The organism is Pseudarthrobacter sp. NIBRBAC000502771 (genome assembly GCF_006517215.1).
GTDB lineage: Bacteria > Actinomycetota > Actinomycetes > Actinomycetales > Micrococcaceae > Arthrobacter > Arthrobacter niigatensis.
Genome location: NZ_CP041187.1, coordinates 1,089,264 through 1,108,804 on the forward strand (window position 1 = coordinate 1,089,264; position 19,541 = coordinate 1,108,804).

Here is a 19,541-nt window from a genome sequence, read left to right on the forward strand (position 1 = left end):
ACACGCCCTTGCGCGCAGTTTCAAGAGTTGCCGCCCCGGTTATCCGTAAGTGTCCCGCGGACCACGGCCCTGGACACTGCGTCCACCCTTGCGCCAGCTTGGTGCCGACGGTCCGAGGACCTGGATTTTGGTAACCACCCCTTCGCCCAGTTCCCGGCGGAACTTATCAAGCAGGCTGGTGCTGAGGAGCCGAAGCTGGGTGGCCCACGCCGTGGAATCACACCGCACGTGGAGGGTGGTGTCGGTAAAACTCTCCGGAGTGCAGTGGGAGGAGATTTCCGGTCCCACCAGGGTTGCCCACTCTGCCATGACCGAACCAACGGCCACAGGTGAAGTCCAGCCGCGCTCCGCCACCAGCCGGCCAACCACCTTTCCCAGGCCCAGGGGATCCCGCCCGGTGGCGTGGAACTGGCTGAAGCCGCGGGTGTCCCGGATACTGCCCTTGGTTTTCGGTGCGCCAGGCCGCGCCACTTTCCGGCGGACTTCACCGCGTGCGGCCGCGGCTTCACGCATCCGGTTCAGTGCAGCCTGCGGGGCATCGATGTCGTCAGGCTCCCGGCCGGGCTGCAGCCCGCCGCCCTGCTCACTGTTCATCGATACCTCCCGGGACTACCTTCACCCGCCGTCCGGACAGCTCTCCCGGAATATCGGCGTCGACGGCGGCGGTCACCAGGACCTGTTCCGCGCCGGAGACTATTGCGGCCAGTTTACGCCTGCGCTGGACGTCGAGTTCGGCAAAGACGTCGTCAAGGATGAGGATGGGAGCGGAACCGCCCGTGCGGGCATCGTCCAGCATGACGTAGTACGAGGCCAGGCGCAGGGACAGGCACATGGACCAGGTTTCACCATGCGAGGCATACCCCTTGGCGGGGGCTTGCCCGAGCATCAGTTCCAAATCGTCACGGTGCGGGCCGACCAGGGAGATGCCGCGTTCCAGTTCCTTCTTGCGGGATTCCGCGAATGCCTGGATGTAGCGTTCCGTGAGTTGGTCCACGGAGAGAAGGCGGAGATCGTCGGGGCCGTCTGAAGAACCTCCCGGCTTGGCGCGCTGGGAACTTCCGGCAGGAACGCCGTCGTCGTCCATCTGGTTCTGCAGCGTTGACCGGTAGGTGGCGTCCGCCGGCTTGGACGCATCCGTAAGTTCGGCGTAGGCACGGGCGAGGTGTGGGCGCAGCCTTTCCACCAGCTCCAGCCGCGCGTGCAGCAATTCCGCTCCGGCCCTGGCCATGTGCTGGTCCCACACCTCGAGCGTGGATTCATGCGCGGAGGTGAACCTTCCGGCCCGCGCGGACTTGAGCAGGGCGTTGCGCTGCTTCAGCACCCGGTCGTAGTCACTGCGGGTGGCCGCGTGGTGCGGGATGAGGCTCGCCAGCAGCTCGTCCAGGAAGCGGCGGCGGTTGGACGGATCTCCCTTGACCAACGCTAAATCTTCCGGAGCGAAGAGTACCGTCTGGCAGATGCCCACCAGGTCACGGGCACGCACCGGATTACTGCGGTTGATACGCCCGCGGTTCGCCCGGCTGCCGTTGATTTCCAGTTCAAGGACCGTCGTCTGCGTGCCGCGGACCAGACGCGCGCGGACCAGCGCGCGTTCCGTGCCGAACCTCAGCAGGGGCGCATCGGAACTGACCCGGTGCGAACTGAGCGTGGCCAGGTAGCCGATGGCCTCCATCAGGTTGGTCTTGCCAATGCCGTTGTATCCCACCAGCACGGTGACGCCGGGTTCCAGGGCGAGATCCACCTGGGCGTAACTGCGGAAGTCGGTCAGTGAAAGGTGTTCCAGATACACGCGGTTTTCGGCAATTCTGGGAACTCTGATGGTTCCCGGTGGGTGCTACTTGGCGGGACGGGTAGCGTGGCCACCGAACTGGTGGCGCAGCGCGGAAACCATCTTCATGGCTGGCGAAATGTCCTCCCGGGAGGCAAACCGGGCGAACAATGCGGCTGTAATAGCCGGAGCGGGAACTGCGTTGGCGATGGCTTCCTCAACGGTCCAACGGCCTTCACCGGAGTCTTCCACGTAGTCGTCAATCGAGGCCAGGCCGGGGTCCTCGTCAAGTGCCTTGACCATGAGGTCCAGGAGCCATGACCGGACGACGGTGCCTTTTTGCCATGCCCGGAACGTGCCGGGAAGGTCGGTGACGATGTCCTTGGCTGCAAGCAGTTCGTAGCCTTCGGCGTACGCCTGCATCAGGCCGTACTCGATCCCGTTGTGGACCATCTTGGCGTAATGGCCGGCACCAATGCCGCCGACGTGGACAAAGCTGTCCGCCCGCTCACCTTCGGGGCGCAATGCGTCGAAGACCGGCAGGGCACGTTCGATGTCTGCGGCGTCCCCGCCGGCCATCAGTCCGTACCCGTTCTGCAAGCCCCAGACTCCGCCCGAGACACCGCAGTCAGCGAAACGAATGTCTTTGGCGGCAAGGAGCTCGCCATGCTTTTGGTCCTCGGTGAACCTGGAGTTACCTCCGTCGATAACCAGGTCGCCCGGTTCCAGCTTTTCACTGAGCTCGGTGATAACGGCGTCCGTGATGGGCCCCGAGGGCACCATCACCCAGATGATCCTTGGCGCCGGAACGGTAGCGATCAGCTCCTCGACGCTGGCGGCATCGGTTACGTCCGGGTTGCGGTCGTAACCGGTGACTTCCACGCCTCCCTTGCGCAGGCGCTCACGCATGTTGAATCCCATTTTGCCGAGGCCTATCAGTCCAATATGCATGGTGGATCTCATTTCTGCGCTGGTGTGTGGCGGCGGTGGGGGCGGGCCTGAGCTGGGGAAGGCTGGGAGCCGATGGGTGGGGACTAGTTGGGAAGCCGGACCGGCATGACCAGGTAGCGGTAGTCGTCCTGGTCTTCGCCGTCAGCGTCTGCCTGTGCCGTGATCATGGCAGGCTTGGGCGCCGTGGTGAAGGAGAACCGGACGAACTTGGTTTCGATCACGCTGAGCCCCTCGATCAGGTAATGCGGGTTGAAGGCAACCGTGATGTCCTCGCCGGACAACTGCGCCTCCAGCTCTTCCGATGCCTGGGCGTCTTCTCCCGTCCCGGCATCAAGGTTCAGCAGGCCGTCGGTGAAGGCAAGGCGGACCGGGGTGTTGCGCTCGGCCACCAGGGATACACGGCGGACGGCCTCAACGAGTTCCTGGGTCTGCACCGTGGCGTGGATCGGGGTGGACTCGGGGAACAGCGAGCGGATCTTGGGGTAGTCGCCATCCACCAGCAGTGAAGTGGTGGTTCGGCCGCCGCTCTCGAAACCGATCAGGCGGCTGTCGTCGTCGGACAGGGCGAGGTTGATGTCGCCGCTGTTACCAAGCGTCTTGGCTACTTCGTTGAGGGTTTTGGCCTTGACCAGGGCGCTGGTGGAGATCCCGGGAGTGACGGGCTTCCACGGTACTTCGCGCATGGCGAGCCGGTAGCGGTCGGTGGCCAGGAGCGTGATCAGGTCGTCTTCGATTTCCATCCGTACGCCGGTGAGGATCGGGAGGGTGTCGTCCTTGCTCGCCGCGATAATCACCTGGGAGACAGCCTGGGCAAAGGCATCACCCGGGACGGTTCCGCTGATGGCCGGCAGGGACGGAAGTGGTGGGTATTCAGCTTCCGGCATGGTGGCCAGGTGGAAGCTGCTCCGGCGGCAGGTGAGGGTGACTTTGTTGCCGTCAGTCTCCACGTCCACCGGGGCCGACGGCAGGCTGCGGCAGATATCAGCCAGGAGGCGTCCGGATACCAGGATGGTGCCTTCATCCCTGATGTCGGCTGTGATCTCAAGGCGCGCCGAGGTTTCGTAGTCAAAGCTGGAAAGGCTGACGGTTCCGGCTTCAGCCTTCAGCAGGAGGCCGGACAGGACAGGCACAGGAGGCCGCGGAGACAACGACCGGGCTGTCCAGGTGACGGCTTCTGCCAGGACGTCCCGATCGACTCTGAACTTCACGGAAGGGTGCCGCCTTTCATTGCTGCTGCCATGTAAACCCGGGAATTTCGCAGGAAACTCCGGAAGAAGTTGGGCGCCACCCGGCTGGTGCATGGTCCGCGGAGACAGAAACCACACGAAAACCCAGGGATGGGAGCGCTGCTGACAGCTTAGCCGGAAGATCGGGGATTAACCCATCCCCCGCAAGACCGGACCGGCCCTTCAGGGGCCGGCAGGCCCCTCGGCGGACCAGCGGAAGGTTCTTGTTGTTTGAGGGATTTCAATTTTTTGGGATTAGTAGTGTTAATAACTGCTGTGGAAACTGTGGATAACCCGGTCCTGCCGCATGGTTCCGCGCTTAAGCCCTGTTCACCGGCTGTGCGTTAAGTGGGTTTTAAACAGGGTGTGGATGGGGACAACGCAAACGGCCATTTTTGACGATCCACAGACGGCTTAAGGGTTTTAAGCCCATTAACCGCGCTTGTCCCCTTAAGTATCCACAGGCTTATCCACATGGCCCTGTTAATAAGGTATAGAGTGCCGGACGCAGTGTGGATTCAGGAGTCGCGTTGCTGCTGCTTGATCCGGTTAGTCAGCTCGGTCACCTGGTTGTAGATCACACGGCGCTCCGCCATGAGTTCGCGGATCTTCCGGTCTGCGTGGATGACGGTTGTGTGGTCGCGGCCGCCAAGTTCCTGTCCGATTTTGGGAAGTGACATGTCCGTCAGCTCCCGGCACAGGTACATGGCGATCTGGCGTGCAGTCACCAGGGTCCTGGTGCGGGACTTGCTGCAGAGCTCTTCCATGCTGAGCTTGAAGTAGTCAGCCGTCTGCTGGAGGATCTGGGCGGACGTGATCTCCTGCGCGCCGTCGTCCGTGATCAGGTCCTTCAGGACCATCTCGGCAAGGGCCACGTCCACGGGCTGCCGGTTCAGGCTGGCGAACGCAGTCACCCGGATCAGGGCGCCTTCAAGTTCTCGGATGTTGCTGGAGATCTTCGAGGCGATGTACTCCAAGGCATCGTCCGGGGCGGACAGTCCCTCGCTCAGCGCCTTCTTACGGAGGATGGCGATACGGGTCTCCAGTTCCGGCGGCTGGATGTCCGTCAGCAGGCCCCACTCGAAGCGGGACTTCATCCGATCCTCAAACCCGGCCAACAGCTTGGGCGGCTGGTCAGAGGTGATGACCACCTGCTTGTTGTTGTTGTGCAGGGCGTTGAAGGTGTGGAAGAACTCCTCCAGCGTCCGGTCCTTGCCGGCCAGGAACTGGATGTCATCAATCAGCAGGACGTCGACGTTGCGGTACGTCGTCTTGAAGCTGGTGCCCTCGTCATCGCGGATCGAGTTGATGAAGTCGTTGGTGAATTCTTCCGAATTTACGTAGCGGACCCGGATCCCGCTGTAGAGGCGCCGGGCATAATGGCCGATCGCGTGCAGGAGGTGGGTCTTGCCCAGGCCCGAATCACCGTAGATGAAGAGCGGGTTGTAGGCCTTGGCGGGCGCTTCGGCAACAGCGACGGCGGCGGCGTGGGCGAACCGGTTCGAGGAACCAATCACGAAGGTGTCAAAGACGTACTTGGGGTTCAGCCGGCCGAACTCGTGCGACGTGCTGGGGAGCATAGGCTGCGGTTTCTGCTCGATGACCTGGTCCGGCGCGAAAGCAGGTTCGACGGCGGGCTCGGGCTCCTCGTGGATGGGCACCAGATCGGTGTCCACGTCGATGGCGCAGCGGATGTCTTCGGAAAAAACGTTATGGAGCGCATCGTCAAGGGCTTCCTTGACCTGGGTCTGAAGCACTTCGCGGGTTAGTTCGTTGGGGACGGCCACCAGGAGCGTGGAACCGATGAGGCCCTGCGCCTGGGCAAGGATGACAAAGCCACGCTGGCGCGGTGATACCCGGTGGTCCTGTTCCAGCAGGCTGACAACCCGGCGCCAGGAACTTCCGACAGTATTGGCGTGGTTGGCTTCGTCTACTGTCATCAATCGGTTCCCTCAAAACTTGCTATGCCTGCATTGCCTGCAGCCCCAAGTCCGGAACCAGGGTGCTGGCCCAGCTTCATCCACAGGGTTATGCACAGTCCGTGGATAATCGGCTACTGGGACACTCTAGGTGATGAAAAGCCTAGAAGATAGCTGGCTATCTGGCTGTGGATAATTACACGGTTGTGGTTCCGGAAGTGCCTCTGTGAGCCACTTCATCCACAGGCTGTTGGGGATACTTAGCAACAGCTGGGGACGGCCGTACGGGACCGCTCCGGTTTGACTCGGGCCTGCAAATTGCCCTAACGTTGTGAAGTCCTTTGTGTCCGCTTTTTGGGCCCCATCTGAACATCCAGGCGCAGTGCGCCTGGGCAGTCGGGGGAAGCGTGCATATACAAAACTTAGCGTCGGCCAGTTCTTCCCCTTACTGATCGGGTGGGCGCACCTTTGATCCACTGGAGTAACTAACGTGAGCAAGCGGACTTTTCAGCCGAATAACCGCCGTCGAGCCAAGAAGCACGGCTTCCGCCTTCGTATGCGTACCCGTGCCGGCCGTGCCATCCTGGCAGCCCGTCGTGGCAAGGGCCGCACCGAACTGTCGGCCTAAATAACTGGCTTGTCGGTAGACATTCCCTTGCGAGTTTAAGGTGCTGGCCGCCCGCAACCGCTTGAGGACCCCAACCGATTTTTCAACAACTGTACGTTCCGGTGTCCGCAATGGACGCCGGAACGTAGTGTTATATGCGGCAGCCATTGCTGCTGACGAACCCAGCCGGATCGGGTTCATTGTTTCCAAGAGTGTAGGGAACGCGGTGGTCAGGAACCTCGTTAAGAGGAGACTGAGAGAAGCGGGTGCTGCGTCGTTGCGCGAGCACGGTACAGGACTCGCCATCGTCGTACGGGCGCTTCCTGCGTCCGCCTCGGCCAGCTGGGACCAGCTGCTGTCGGACTACAACGCTGCACTGGAATCTACGCTGAACCGGCTGGCCGGCCGTCCCTCGCGGGCTGCCGCCAGGGGTTCAGCCGGTACAACACAGGAGGGGACACCGCGTGCCTAACGCCACCGCCGTCGTCGCCCGTCTCCGCACCGTGATCGCCGTTGCCGGCAGGTTCCTCTGGAACCTGCCCCGGAACATCCTCATTCTTTTGCTGATGGCCTACCGCAAGGTGGTTTCTCCCTTGTACGGCCCGGTCTGCCGGTTCTTCCCGTCATGTTCCGCATATGCCCTGGAAGCGGTCACCGTCCACGGTGCCGTCAAGGGAAGCTGGCTCGCAGCGCGGCGCCTTGGCCACTGCCACCCATGGAATGCCGGCGGAGTGGACCACGTCCCCGCCGGCGGCCGGGAATGGCCTGCGGGCCGAACCCCCACAATTGTTGTGCTGAACAATCCGGACAAGTACCTGGTTGCTCGGACTGATGAAGAAGGCCGCAGTGCGGCCTGACGAATAGGGATAAGTATGGACATCTTTGGAGCAATAATCGGCCCGTTCAAGTGGCTGGTTTCGTTCATCATGGTGGCGTTCCACGACGGGCTGAGCAGCATCGGCATGCCCGCCGCGAACGGCTGGACCTGGACGTTGGCCATCATCGGGCTGGTGCTGGTGATCCGTGCCGCGCTGATCCCGGTATTCGTCAAGCAGATCAAGGCCCAGCGCGGCATGCAGTTGCTGCAGCCGGACCTGAAGAAGCTGCAGGAGAAGTACAAGGGTAAAACCGACCAGCTGTCCCGCCAGGCCATGGCCCAGGAACAGATGGCCATGTACAAGAAGCATGGGACCAACCCCTTCTCGGCGTGCCTTCCCATGCTGATCCAGATGCCGTTCTTCTTCGCCCTGTTCCAGGTGCTCTCCGGCATTTCGCAGGCCAAGGACCAGGGAGCCGGCATCGGTGCGATGAGCCACGAACAGGTGGTGGAGTTCGATGCCTCCAGCATTTTCGGTGCGCCGCTGTCCGCCGCCCTGCTGCACGGCGGTGCCGGGAACACAGCCGTGGTGGTGCTCTCGATCGTGATGATCCTGGCCATGACGGCTTCGCAGTTCATCACGCAGAAGCAGATCATGGCCAAGAACATGTCCGAAGAAGCCATGGCCAGCCCGTTCATGCGGCAGCAGAAGATGATGCTCTACATCCTGCCTATCGTCTTCGGCGTGGGTGGCATCAACTTCCCCATCGGCGTCCTGATCTACTGGACCACCACCAACCTCTGGACCATGGGCCAGCAGTTCTTCGTTATCCGCCGGATGCCGACGCCGGGTTCCCCCGCCGCGAAGGCCCTCGCCGAGCGCCGTGCCGCCAAGGGCCTGCCGGCTCTGTCCGTCCTGAGCGGGAAGCGGGATGAGGCAGCCGACGATGCCGCAGCCGCCGCAGTTGAGATCAAGGGACAGCGTGTCCAGCCCCAGCGCAAGAACAGGAAGAAGAAGTAATGTCAGCCGAGAGCACCGAGCACGCCCTTTCTGAAGAGATCGAAGATCAGGACGAGTCCGTGGGCCAGGATGATTCCACCGCCAAGGGTTCCGCCGCCAGCCGCCTCGAGGAAGAGGGGGACGTCGCCGCCGACTACCTCGAGGAACTGCTGGATATCGCCGACATCGACGGCGACATCGACATCGAGGTCCGCAATGGACGGACCTACATCTCCATCGTTGCCGAAGAGGAGACCGAAGGGCTCGAAAGCCTGGTCGGCGAAGACGGTGAAGTCCTGGAAGCCCTGCAGGAACTCACCCGCCTGGCAGTGCTGTCTGCAACAGAGAACCGTTCACGGCTCGTGCTGGACATCAACGGCTACCGGCAGGAACGCACCGGGCACCTGCAGAAGATCGCCGAGGACGCAGCAGCTTCCGTAAAGGAATCCGGCAAGTCGGTGGCCCTGGAGCCAATGAGCGCCTACGAACGGAAGATCGTGCACGACGCCGTGGCTGACCTCGGCCTGGTCAGCGAGTCCGAGGGCGAGGGCGCCGGACGCCACATCGTCGTTTCCGCAGACTAGTGAATGCCGGACCAATAGTTATGGTTGACATCACGGCGGCAGAGCTGCGCGCTGCTGAGAAGATCTTCGGCGATCGCCTGGAGCTGGCAAAGCGCTACGTTGAGCACCTGGCCACGTCCGGTACCGAGCGGGGCCTAATCGGACCACGCGAGGTGCCCAGGCTGTGGAGCCGCCACGTGCTCAACTGCGCGGTCATCGAAAGCGAAATTGCGCACGGAAGCCATGTGGCCGACGTCGGGAGCGGTGCCGGCCTGCCGGGCCTTTGCCTTGCCATTGCGCGCCCCGATCTTGAGCTCACCCTTATCGAACCGCTGGAGCGCAGGGTTATCTGGCTTCAGGAAGTTGTCGATGACCTCGGCCTGGGCAATGTCACGGTGATGCGCACCCGTGCCGAACTCGCTGTTGGGCATGTGGAGGCTGACGTTGTGACTGCGCGCGCCGTATCTGCGTTGACCAACCTCGCCGGCCTGACCATCCCACTGCTGGGAGGGCACGGCGAAGTGGTAGCCATCAAGGGCCGCAGCGCGGGCGAGGAAATCGAGAAGGCGGCCAAGACCATCCGTAAGCTGGGTGGCGTTGAGACGTCAGTACTGACCGTAGGTGACAACCTCCTGGAGGAGCCGACGACGGTTGTGCGCATCGTGGTGAACAAGTCCCAAAAGAAGTCCTAATGCGGGCCCGCTGACGGCTGTCAGCAGGCCGGAGCAGTTAGGCTAGACAACGGCAGCAAAATTGGCTGAACGAGAGTGAGTGTGCCCCAGTGACCAGTAGTGAAGCCTCCGCACAACGGATCCCACCGTTTGTGTCCTTGGGGTCGGCACGTTCTGTCGCTGGGTCAGGGCTTGCGGGCATCGCAATGGCTCCCGGCCGTGGTGGTAATCATCCAAAGCCTGTTGTTTCGTCCGCTTCCAGCAGTGCAGTTTCACGTGAAACAACCTCTGCCGGTCGTTCCAACGTTATTGATGCCATTGATGACTCGAGTCCCATCGCACGCGAACTTGCCCATGAAACCAAACGGCGTGAGCGTTTGGTGGGCCGGAAGCTCCCCCGCCCGGAAAAGACGCGGATCTTTACCGTCTCCAACCAGAAGGGCGGAGTAGGCAAGACCACCACGACGGTGAACATCGCCGCTGCCCTTGCTGCTGCCGGGCTGAATGTCCTGGTGATCGATATTGATCCGCAGGGCAATGCTTCCACCGCGTTGGGCATCGAGCACCACGCCGATGTGGACAGCATCTACGACGTGCTGATCAACGACGTCCCGCTGGCTGATGTGGTGGCCCCCTGCCCGGACATCGGAAAGCTCATCTGCGCACCCGCCACGATCCACCTTGCCGGCGCCGAAATTGAACTCGTATCCCTTGTAGCGCGTGAACAGCGCCTGCGCCGCGCCATCGACGTCTATGCCAAGGCACGCGAGAAAAACGGCGAAGAACGGCTGGACTACGTTTTCATTGACTGCCCGCCGAGCCTGGGCCTGCTGACGGTCAATGCCTTCTGTGCAGCCAATGAGGTCCTGATTCCCATTCAGTGCGAGTACTACGCCCTGGAAGGCCTCAGCCAACTCCTCAAGAACATTGAGATGATCCAGAAGCACCTCAATGCCGATCTTGTTGTCTCGACCATCCTGCTCACCATGTATGACGGCCGCACCAACCTGGCCGCCCAGGTAGCCGCGGAGGTGCGCCAGCACTTCCCCGACCAGGTCCTCTCGGCCGTCGTTCCCCGCTCCGTGCGGATTTCTGAGGCACCCAGCTACCAGCAGACGGTCATGACGTACGACCCTTCCTCAAGTGGTGCGCTGTCCTACCTGGAAGCCGCCGCGGAAATCGCCGAACGCTAGAATCTTCAATACCGCAACGCACGGAGCCAGGCTCGTCCCGGCTCTATCACTGGAGGGATTTACCCATGAGCGAGAAGCGACGGGGCCTAGGCCGCGGTCTTGGCGCGCTGATTCCTAGTTCCGCCGCAGCCAATGGGTCTTCCGGTAACGGCGGGGCGGTATCCCGGCCGGTGGATCTCTTCTTCCCCGAGGGCCGAAAAAAGACCGAACCCCAGGACCAGCCCGCAGCGCGTGCTGAAGCCAAGGCGGACAAGGATACGGCACCGAATGCCGCTGCTCGCCGGTCGCCGGCTAAACCAGCGGACGCAAAGTCCCCTGCCGGTAAGGGTGGTGCTGGGGAAACCAATGCTGATGCCAGTACCGATACGTCGGCTGCGAAAAAGGAGCCGGCCAGGAAGGCTCCCCGTGGGGGGTCCAAGTCGGCTGCAGACGCTGCCGTCCCTTCGGCTGGAACGCCTACCGGGCCTGCTCCGGAGGATGAAGATGCTGCTGTAACGGTTTCTGCCGCTACACCCAATGCCGTGGACACCGGAGCGGACTCGGGGGTTGAACTCGTTGAGGTTCCGGGCGCCCGCTTCGCGGAAATTTCCGTTGCTGACATTCACCCCAACCGGAAGCAGCCACGCAGCGTCTTCGATGAAGATGACATGGCCGAGCTTGTGCACTCAGTACGCGAGATTGGCGTCCTCCAGCCTATCGTGGTTCGCACATCAACCGAAGATGGTAGCGTACCTTACGAACTGGTCATGGGTGAACGCCGCTGGCGCGCAGTGCAGGCGGCAGGCCTCGATACCATCCCAGCGATCATCCGGGACACGACAGATGACGACCTCCTGCGTGACGCACTGCTGGAGAACCTCCACCGCAGCCAGCTGAACCCCCTGGAAGAGGCGGCGGCGTACCAGCAGCTCCTGGAGGACTTTGGTACCACCCACGAGCAGCTTGCAGACCGCATCGGGCGTTCCCGGCCGCAGGTGTCCAACACCCTGCGGCTCCTGAAGCTTCCGCCGCTGGTGCAGCGCCGCGTCGCTGCCGGTGTACTGTCAGCGGGCCATGCCAGGGCGCTGCTTTCCCTTCCTGACGCGGCGGCAATGGAGCGGCTTGCCCAAAAGATCGTTGCCGAAGGCATGTCTGTCCGGGCGACGGAAGAAGCAGTCACCCTGTACCAGGATCCTGCTAAGCCGGCCAAGAACAACATCCCCCGCCCCGGCGCCAGGCACGAGCGCCTTGACTATCTCGCTTCCTCGCTCTCCGACCGTCTGGACACCAACGTCAAGATCTCATTGGGAGTCCGCAAGGGCAAGGTCAGCATTGAGTTTGCAAGCGTTGAGGATTTGAACCGCATTATGGACGTTTTAGCTCCTGGCTCAAATAACTGACCGGCTCAAATAACTGCCTACATGAAAGGGTCCGATTCCTCGAGAATCGGGCCTTTTCTTGTCCAGTGGGGGCTTCTACAGCCCGGGCGTCCCGAAGTAACTTGATTCTCGTATGTCCGTTGGCGCGAAAATGGAACACTTGGCCCAAAGCCTGACATCTTCCGGTAGTGAAGCGGAAGAACGCGCCGACTAATAGCGGACAACATTTCCGTGGCATTACGGAACTTTTTAATGACGATGCGATGGCAGATTAGCGGCTTTGAGTAAGTATTTTCCGATTTGAGATGCTCATGCGAATTCAGCAAGTCCGGCCAACTGCGTAGTCTCTTAGGCAGAGCCTTCATGGAGCGTCCGAAGTTTCACGTGAAACAGGCACCTGGGACTCCTCACAAGTCGTTCGGCCAGGGATTTTCATGGCATTTTCTATCAGTATCAGTAGGTACGACGCACAGGTTGTTGGATGACTCTTCACCGCCGTGCGAAGGCGACCGACTTTTCGCTCAAACATCTCAGCAGACTTGTCAGTGAGGGACGTGGGGTCCGGTGGACCGTCGTACCCGTATCACTACTTCAATCTCTCTAGAGTACTGACGAATCCCGTGCCACTGACGTTAGGGCACTGGCGGGGCGGCCAGCGTATCGGGCGACCAAGGAACGCAGACGTAGTAGATGGGTTCGAATTCGCTAATCTCCATGAAGCGATGACTGGTAGAGACTCTGCGGTAGTGGTCAGCCGAGGTGTTTCCAGTTCACTGATGAGAACAAGGGACCTGACTGGCAAACTGCTGAGTGATAAGTAGAGGTCTCCTGTTCACTGCGTTATCCCGACACCGTCGCGCGCGTCAGCTCCAATTCCCCGAAGGGTCACATTTGGGCTGTTGCACCACGACAAGAGTCATCCCGCGCAGGAATCGCATCACAGGCGGCTCAAGGTGGCTCAGCGGATAGTCCTTTGGTGCGCCGACATTGGATTTTATCGACTCCTTGTCGAGTAGGTTGGCTGGCTCGCACTGGTTCTACCTACGCCCGGTGAAAGCCGACTGCTTGAATGTTTCACGTGAAACGCGTCTTCAAGTAGTGCTCCGTACTGCCAGGACAAGTGTTTCACGTGAAACACCTGAGCCTGACCGATGCTGACGTGGATCTGCGTCATGGCGAGCGAATAGATCTCCCTCCAGGACATGTGCCAAGTGCACCCTGCGTGGCATTCTGGTCCTTCGATTGGCCGGACGTGTCCACCGCATCGATGCAAGCTCAAAGGCCATAGCTGTGGCGAGAGCGGCTATGAGTATTAGCGCAGTGCGGTTGTACTGTTTCACGTGAAACGCCCGCAGCTGCGCCGTGTATCGGGCTAACGCAAAGTGGGCCAACACAACGTGTCGTCTGGGTCTGCTGTGCGCGTTCGAGGCCTCGGCCGAGGAGAGAGACCCAACGGATCAAGGTCACCGTCGGGCCAAACGGATGCTCGTCTTAGACAGAGCGGCCTGCGTGAGGAACGGAAGTCGACCGGGCGGCGGTCAGCTAACAAGGGCCGCCCAATGAGCCAATACCCAGGTCTCAACATGGGCCTCATCGTAGTTCAACTGTGTGCTGCAATGCCCCTGGCCCCGGACAAGGTCAGTGGGAGGGTGTGATCTGGTAGTCCCGCAGAGAAAAGGCCGACGTAGTTAGGAGTGCTCAAGTGGGCGGATTGTGCGATGTTGACAGGATCGCTGGTGACGGCGCATGCAATCGGGATGGGCGTACTGTCCAGTGTCCCAAAGTGGCGGAAACAACTGAGCCTCCTGACACTGTGCGTCGGGCGAGGCACGCTAGCCCGAGGGCTCGAGACAGATGCTGCTAATGGGATGCAGTGTGGCCAAGGATGGCTGGGGCTGACGGTATCCAGTCCGGAGCCATCTTGTCTGTTGTGGCTAACATGCCTCGGCAGTTCGACCGGCGCTGCTGTCTCCTCGCCGGACCTTGATTTTCCCTAGGTGGTCGGCACATCCAAACCGGTGGATATCGCTGTGGATAACTTTGTGGATATAGACGTTCAGCCAGATGCTTCGCCACGCGCCTCCTGTCCCCCTTTCCCGCCTTTCCTGCCCCGGGGTCACCGGAATTACTGATTGGGAATCTGCGAGCTGCTGCCGATGTTTCACGTGGAACCGGGCGCAGCGATGCATGCACGACGAAATCACCAGTCTCGTCACCCAGTGAAGGTTAATTAATCTCCTCGGGCCGTCAGTCTGGCGTCGCAAAGCTACAAATGAGGACCCTGTCCTGGCCCGCGCGGGGCCCGCACGCTGCGTGGACGGTGCATATGGTCAGGGGTTGCTCCCGGCCTCCGAACGAAGCCAGTTGTGCAATTACCTGTGGATAAGTCTGTTGATTCCCATCGAGGCGACTGGGGATAACGTTGTGGATAACTCCACCCCGCTCAGGAGGCCCGTGCTTCCTTCATGGCGCAGGTTTCAAGTCTCGCCCGTCTCAGGAGCCGCACGGACTCGCTTATGGGCAGCCGCGAAAGGGCTGCTAAGAGGCTCGCCTCTGCCGCGGTGCCATCCAGGACGCGTACCTTGTCTTGTCCCATTAAGACAGTAGTCCGAAGCCCGCGCGGTGAAGGTGATGCCCAGGCGCGAAGATCGACCCTGCTACCCCGTCTACTGGCGACACAGCTTGAACAAGAAGCCAGGGCAGCTCTACACTTCTTGGCTCCTCCTAAGCGGGAACTCAGGGCGATACGATGGCGGCTATCGTACTCCGTCCTGAGACACCACTGGAGTGGAAGCCACGATCCGGAGCATAGGCATCAATCAATACCCCGGCAGTCAGGCTATCCCCGAATTAGTCTGGGCAGCTGCAGCATCCGTTTCACGTGAAACAAATGGCAGCCCGGCCGATGTTTCACGTGAAACGAATGCAAGCGTGGCCAATGTTCACGCGAAACAGTTGCAGGTCTTCGGAAGGTGTACTTCGATATTGTCGAAAAGCCTCTCTAGGGCAACAGTTGAGAACGGACTGCGATGCGACTGAAGTCCTGTACGTCGGCCGCGCGGTGAATTCTTAGGCTCAATCCGCAGCGCAAAGCGCTGATCATCGGTCCAGGATCGAGAGCCAATATCTGTACCCAGACCCAGAGCAGGGCGACCGAACATCCTGGTTCATATCGCTTCAGAGCAGTGAATGTATAAGTCGACTGAGCTGTACGAATCCTTTCGACGGCACCGCCCGGAGCTGGAAACTTAGTCGCTTAGATGGCAGATGTAGGCCACCTAGGGCGCCCTAGTGGGTGCCACTGCCGCCGCTGACCCTGCTGATGAGCTGGGGTCGTATTTGGGCAGTCGGACGTTCCGTACCGTGGTTGGGCCGCTGCTTTGCTTGGTGCGAATCTAAACGGGGGCCTGGGTATGCGCAGAGCGCAGCTCCATTAGTGCACACGTCTGCTGACAGACTTTACAGGTGTAGTCCAGCAGGATCAGCGGCAGCGCCTACCGCTCGGCGCAGCCTGACTAATGGGCGGGGAGTGCCGGCACAGCGATGGCAGGAAACAGCAGACAGTTTTGTCGTACTCATAGGGAATTGCAGACCTACCGGTCATTCTGTCATCCGTGATGATTCACAAACTGTGAAGGCTGGCAGTTCGGATTCATAAGTCGGTTGCTGCTAATTGTCCGAGTCCGAGAGCCATTTTGCTTGACCTGGCGTTTCACGTGAAACGCCACCACGTCTCAATGGGTTGGCTTAGGCGCAACATCGTCGTCTCGTTTCCAGGCGCAAGCGGACATGCTGCTGATGGTCCCCGGTAACCGTAAACAGCATGCATCCTTCGATTTCCTGCCCGCGGTTCCGCGCCAGAACCCTGTGACCGGGCAGATCCGCTTCACGAGCCCATATTTTGCGCTGTGTGCCGCGACTCGATGGGCGGTGCTCGATCTGCGGAGCCTGGCAATTGCAACACCAGAGCCCGAGTCGAGTAGCGAGAAGAGCACGGGGTGGGCCCGCCCCCTTGGACACCGTGACAGTGTTTCACGTGAAACACTGTCGCCGATGCCGATGCCGATGCCTGGGCCCACTACTAAAGGGCCGGGATGCAGAAAGGTGGCCACCGCCAGCCGGCAGTGACCACCTTTCTAAGCTTTTCCCGCAAGATCGACTGCAGGTATCTCACGTATCAGGAGAGGACGTCGGCGAATTCCTTCTCAAAGAATTGCTTCGGCTTGGCACCGATGACGGTACTCTTCACCTCACCGCCCTGGAAGAGGTAGACAGCCGGAATAGAGGTAATCCCGTACTGCGCGGCGATGGCAGGGTTGTCGTCGACGTTTACTTTGACAACGTCAACCTTTTCGCTGTACTCCCCCGCGATCTCGTCCAGGATCGGGCCGAGCTTGCGGCACGGACCACACCATTCGGCCCAGAAATCAACGATGACCGGCTTGTCGGCAGAGAGGACATCGGTGTCGAAACTTGCGTCAGTTACATCTTTTGCGTTGCTCATAACCTTCTCTTTCTTTTCAAACTACGGTGGCGCAAATTAGGCGGACAGGTCGGCCAGATAGTGCTCGACGTCGATGGCCGCAACACAGCCCGAACCTGAGGCGGTAATGGCCTGCCGGTAGGTGGGGTCGACAACATCACCAGCAGCGAAGACGCCCGGAAGACTGGTCCGGGAGCTCCTCCCCTGTACTGCGATGGTCCCTTCCGGAGCCAGGTCCAGGACATCCTTGACGAGATCCGTGCGGGGATCGTTACCAATGGCTACGAAGACTCCGGTAACAGCGAGCTCGGACAGCGAACCGTCCAAAAGGTTCTTCAACCGGAGGCCGGTTACCTTATCCGTGCCGAGGACGTCATCAACGGTGCTGTTCCAGACGAAACTGATCTTTTCGTGGGCCAGGGCACGGTCTGCCATGATTTTCGACGCTTTCAGCGAGTCACGGCGGTGAACAACCGTAACTGATTTCGCAAACTTGGTGAGGAATAGCGCTTCTTCCATGGCCGAGTCTCCGCCACCGATGACGGCAATGTCCTGGTCCTTGAAGAAGAAACCGTCACAGGTTGCACACCAGCTAACACCGTGTCCTGAGAGCCGCTTTTCGTTGGGCAAGCCCAGTTCCCGGTAGGCAGAGCCGGTGGAGAGAATGACTGCTTTTGCTTTGAAGGTCTCCCCCGTTGCGATGGTGACCGTCTTGACGGGCCCGTCGAGTTCAAGGTCAGTAACGTCCTCGAACTGGATCTCCGTCCCGAACCGGGCGGCCTGCTTCTCGAAGTTCTCCATCAGGTCCGGTCCCATGATGCCCTCCGGGAACCCCGGGTAGTTTTCCACGTCCGTGGTATTCATCAGTTCGCCGCCGGCGGTTACCGATCCAGCCAGTAGCAGAGGCTTGAGGTTTGCCCTGGCGGTGTAGACGGCTGCTGTGTAGCCCGCTGGGCCCGAGCCCACAATGATGACGTCGCGAACGTCCGACGCCGACTTCTCTTCGATGGTCACTGGACCGTGAACCTCTTCCTTTTTCGACTCGCCTCCACTCGGAGGCCGGCCACATGGCACAACTGTGTCCGCTTGCTGAATATTCCAGCGCCCGAGCGACGTGGGCCATCCCGCAGCACAGAGGCAGCACCAGCCCGCTTGATGGTGGTGGTGGAGTGCTACTGGACCTTGATCTCGGCGAGCCGCAGACCGTAACCGTACCGGGTCTTCGGCGCTGCAAGCTTGGGGAGGGAATTGATGGAGATGATCACGTACTGCGCCTGGACGGGTTCCGAAAGGGGCATGTTCAAGTCAGTGGACGTGAAGCTGTTCGTCCCCACCGCCTTGGCTCCGTCCGTGGAGGGCCGGTCGTTGGTGTAAACGGTGATGTTGCCGCCCGATCCCCCCAGCTGGGAGAGCGTGATTGAGGAGATGGTTGCAGTGCCTTTCAGCTTCACCACGAGGGGGACGCCCTGGGGAGCCAGACCACCCCAGTTTTCGGTCGCAAATTCCATGTCGGACCAGTAGCTGGCGGCATTTCCGTCATAGGCCTTGACCAGGTCACCATCGAATGTGGCAGCGAAATCGAAATTCCCCTGCCGGCTGACGCTCTCGATAACCGGCGGGACGGCCGGCGGAGCCGACGGGGCTGCCTGGGTTGCCGTTGCCGAGTTTTGTGGAGCACTGCTGGTAACAGGGGCAGCCGTGGGTTTGGCCTGTGGTTCTGATGTGAAGAGGCTGCCAAGATTGGTAACCGCGAAGATCAGGCCTGCAATCAGGACAACAGCCAACAGGCCGCCAACCAACCAGCGCATTGAGCGGGGCTGATTGTCGGATTCGTCCCGGTCATCGTCATCGTCATCCCGGTCGGCAAACGACACACCAGCCGCAGCGGGCGCGGCCGCACGGGCAAAGAGGGCCGCCTTGCCCTTGACCGGACGCTGCTCCTCCACCGCTCCATTGGAGTCCTCGTAAGCGTCGTGGCCTCCGGACTGAGCGTAGTCATCATTGGACCACAAGGAGACCTTCGGCTTCTGGTCAGCAGCCGAAGACTGTTCCCCAGCAGGACTGCCGGCCGGAGCAGCAGTATCGTTCGGGCCCGTGTCCGCCTCAGCAGAGACGGCACGCCCCGATTCGGTTGCGGCAGTGTGCGCCACAGGCTGGGCGGCAGTGGCATCCGGATCAATCCGCGAGGCACCCGACTTGGCGGCACCCGCACCGGCGGCGGCAGCACCGGCAGCGGCGGCACCTGCGGCAGCAGCCCCGGAACGGCCCTGGGAAGTGGGCTGCTGGGCAGCGGGCCTCACCGGCGGCCTGGGCGGAACGGCGGGAGCTGAACGTTCCGGGGCTGACCGCTCAGGAGCTGACCGGTAGTTATCAACCGGGTTGGGGTGTGAATCGGCGTAGCTGATGTAGCCGGCCTCGACGTGGTCTTCCTCGTCGTAAGGTTCAGGCTCGTGTGACCGCGCCTGTCCGAAGATTTCACTGCCCAGGGTGTCCGTGAAGAACGGCTCGACGTAGGGCGGATTGGGCGCCACCACCAGGTCCAGGAGATCGGCCGCCGAGGTGTGGTTTGTGATGAGGTAGGTGGCGTCCTCGGTCACGCCAAGGTCCAGTACCTGCACCGTTCCGGGACGTTCGCCCGTGGCCACCTCGCGGGCGCTCTGGGCAACCTGCTCAGTGTTCTCCGGTCCGGCAACCAGGATGCTGACCGGGCGGTTCAGGACCTGGTCCACACCATCCAGCACCAGATCGTGGTCGTGCGAGGCCAACACTGTGGCGGTGACCTTGTAGCGGCCGCCCAGTACTGATCCGACATCGATCGGGTTGGACACGTGTTCCTCCTAGACTGTCCGGGATTGCCGGCCTCAATGACGCAACCGCTTTCCAGGTGCCCGCGCGCACGGCCCGGCCTGAATGCAACTACCCCTGTATCTGTTCGATCCTAGCCGATCCGCCCCGGACGGCCGCGGAGAAGACGGCCGCCACAGG

16 protein-coding genes are annotated in these 19,541 nt (G+C 61.2%); 8 read left to right on the forward strand and 8 right to left on the reverse strand.

The window, feature by feature from the left end:
* Positions 1–39 precede the first annotated feature (39 nt).
* The 5 genes from NIBR502771_RS05240 to dnaA form a co-directional block, all read right to left on the reverse strand.
* Positions 40–594 carry a DUF721 domain-containing protein gene (locus tag NIBR502771_RS05240; protein ID WP_141158799.1) on the reverse strand — a complete coding sequence of 185 codons (555 nt, stop codon included), beginning with the start codon at positions 592–594 and terminating at the stop codon, positions 40–42.
* Entirely contained in the window at positions 584–1,789 is a 1,206-nt protein-coding gene (gene recF / locus NIBR502771_RS05245; RefSeq protein WP_141158800.1) for a DNA replication/repair protein RecF, read from the reverse strand. Before recF ends, NIBR502771_RS05240 begins: the two co-directional genes overlap by 11 nt.
* Positions 1,790–1,834: 45 nt before the next feature.
* Positions 1,835–2,719, reverse strand: a complete 885-nt coding sequence (gnd, locus tag NIBR502771_RS05250; RefSeq protein WP_141158801.1) for a phosphogluconate dehydrogenase (NAD(+)-dependent, decarboxylating) — start codon at positions 2,717–2,719, stop codon at positions 1,835–1,837.
* A gap of 83 nt (positions 2,720–2,802) precedes the next feature.
* Positions 2,803–3,927 (reverse strand): DNA polymerase III subunit beta, encoded by a 1,125-nt coding sequence (dnaN, locus tag NIBR502771_RS05255; protein ID WP_141158802.1) that lies wholly within the window; start codon positions 3,925–3,927, stop codon positions 2,803–2,805.
* Between the two features lie 536 nt (positions 3,928–4,463).
* Positions 4,464–5,885, reverse strand: coding sequence for a chromosomal replication initiator protein DnaA (gene dnaA, locus NIBR502771_RS05260; protein WP_141158803.1), 1,422 nt, complete (start codon positions 5,883–5,885; stop codon positions 4,464–4,466).
* Between the two features lie 469 nt (positions 5,886–6,354).
* Between dnaA and rpmH the strand changes: the two genes are divergently transcribed.
* From rpmH to NIBR502771_RS05300, 8 genes are all read left to right on the forward strand, one after another.
* Positions 6,355–6,492, forward strand: coding sequence for a 50S ribosomal protein L34 (gene rpmH / locus NIBR502771_RS05265; RefSeq protein ID WP_003800212.1), 138 nt, complete (start codon positions 6,355–6,357; stop codon positions 6,490–6,492).
* A gap of 40 nt (positions 6,493–6,532) precedes the next feature.
* Complete coding sequence (gene rnpA, locus NIBR502771_RS05270; protein WP_141158804.1) at positions 6,533–6,943, forward strand: ribonuclease P protein component; 411 nt, start codon at positions 6,533–6,535, stop codon at positions 6,941–6,943.
* The gene (gene yidD, locus NIBR502771_RS05275) at positions 6,936–7,328 is read left to right on the forward strand and encodes a membrane protein insertion efficiency factor YidD (protein ID WP_210411331.1); all 393 of its coding nucleotides are present in this window, start codon (positions 6,936–6,938) and stop codon (positions 7,326–7,328) included. Before rnpA ends, yidD begins: the two co-directional genes overlap by 8 nt.
* Positions 7,329–7,343: 15 nt before the next feature.
* Positions 7,344–8,309, forward strand: coding sequence for a membrane protein insertase YidC (gene yidC / locus NIBR502771_RS05280; RefSeq protein WP_141158806.1), 966 nt, complete (start codon positions 7,344–7,346; stop codon positions 8,307–8,309).
* The gene (locus NIBR502771_RS05285) at positions 8,309–8,872 is read left to right on the forward strand and encodes a R3H domain-containing nucleic acid-binding protein (protein WP_141158807.1); all 564 of its coding nucleotides are present in this window, start codon (positions 8,309–8,311) and stop codon (positions 8,870–8,872) included. The genes yidC and NIBR502771_RS05285 overlap by 1 nt, the downstream gene beginning before the upstream one ends.
* Positions 8,873–8,892: 20 nt before the next feature.
* Positions 8,893–9,543 carry a 16S rRNA (guanine(527)-N(7))-methyltransferase RsmG gene (rsmG, locus tag NIBR502771_RS05290; RefSeq protein ID WP_141158808.1) on the forward strand — a complete coding sequence of 217 codons (651 nt, stop codon included), beginning with the start codon at positions 8,893–8,895 and terminating at the stop codon, positions 9,541–9,543.
* A gap of 89 nt (positions 9,544–9,632) precedes the next feature.
* Positions 9,633–10,715, forward strand: a complete 1,083-nt coding sequence (locus tag NIBR502771_RS05295) for a ParA family protein (protein WP_246839819.1) — start codon at positions 9,633–9,635, stop codon at positions 10,713–10,715.
* Positions 10,716–10,780: 65 nt separating this feature from the next.
* The gene (locus NIBR502771_RS05300) at positions 10,781–12,094 is read left to right on the forward strand and encodes a ParB/RepB/Spo0J family partition protein (RefSeq protein ID WP_141158810.1); all 1,314 of its coding nucleotides are present in this window, start codon (positions 10,781–10,783) and stop codon (positions 12,092–12,094) included.
* Positions 12,095–16,250: 4,156 nt separating this feature from the next.
* Here the strand turns inward: NIBR502771_RS05300 and trxA are convergent.
* The 3 genes from trxA to NIBR502771_RS05315 form a co-directional block, all read right to left on the reverse strand.
* A complete protein-coding gene (gene trxA / locus NIBR502771_RS05305; RefSeq protein WP_141158811.1) occupies positions 16,251–16,577 on the reverse strand; it encodes a thioredoxin in 327 nt (108 codons plus the stop codon).
* Positions 16,578–16,613: 36 nt separating this feature from the next.
* The gene (gene trxB / locus NIBR502771_RS05310) at positions 16,614–17,570 is read right to left on the reverse strand and encodes a thioredoxin-disulfide reductase (protein ID WP_141158812.1); all 957 of its coding nucleotides are present in this window, start codon (positions 17,568–17,570) and stop codon (positions 16,614–16,616) included.
* 158 nt (positions 17,571–17,728) lie between these two features.
* On the reverse strand, positions 17,729–19,384 hold the full coding sequence (locus tag NIBR502771_RS05315; protein ID WP_141158813.1) for a discoidin domain-containing protein: 1,656 nt from the start codon (positions 19,382–19,384) through the stop codon (positions 17,729–17,731).
* Between the last annotated feature and the right edge of the window lie 157 nt (positions 19,385–19,541).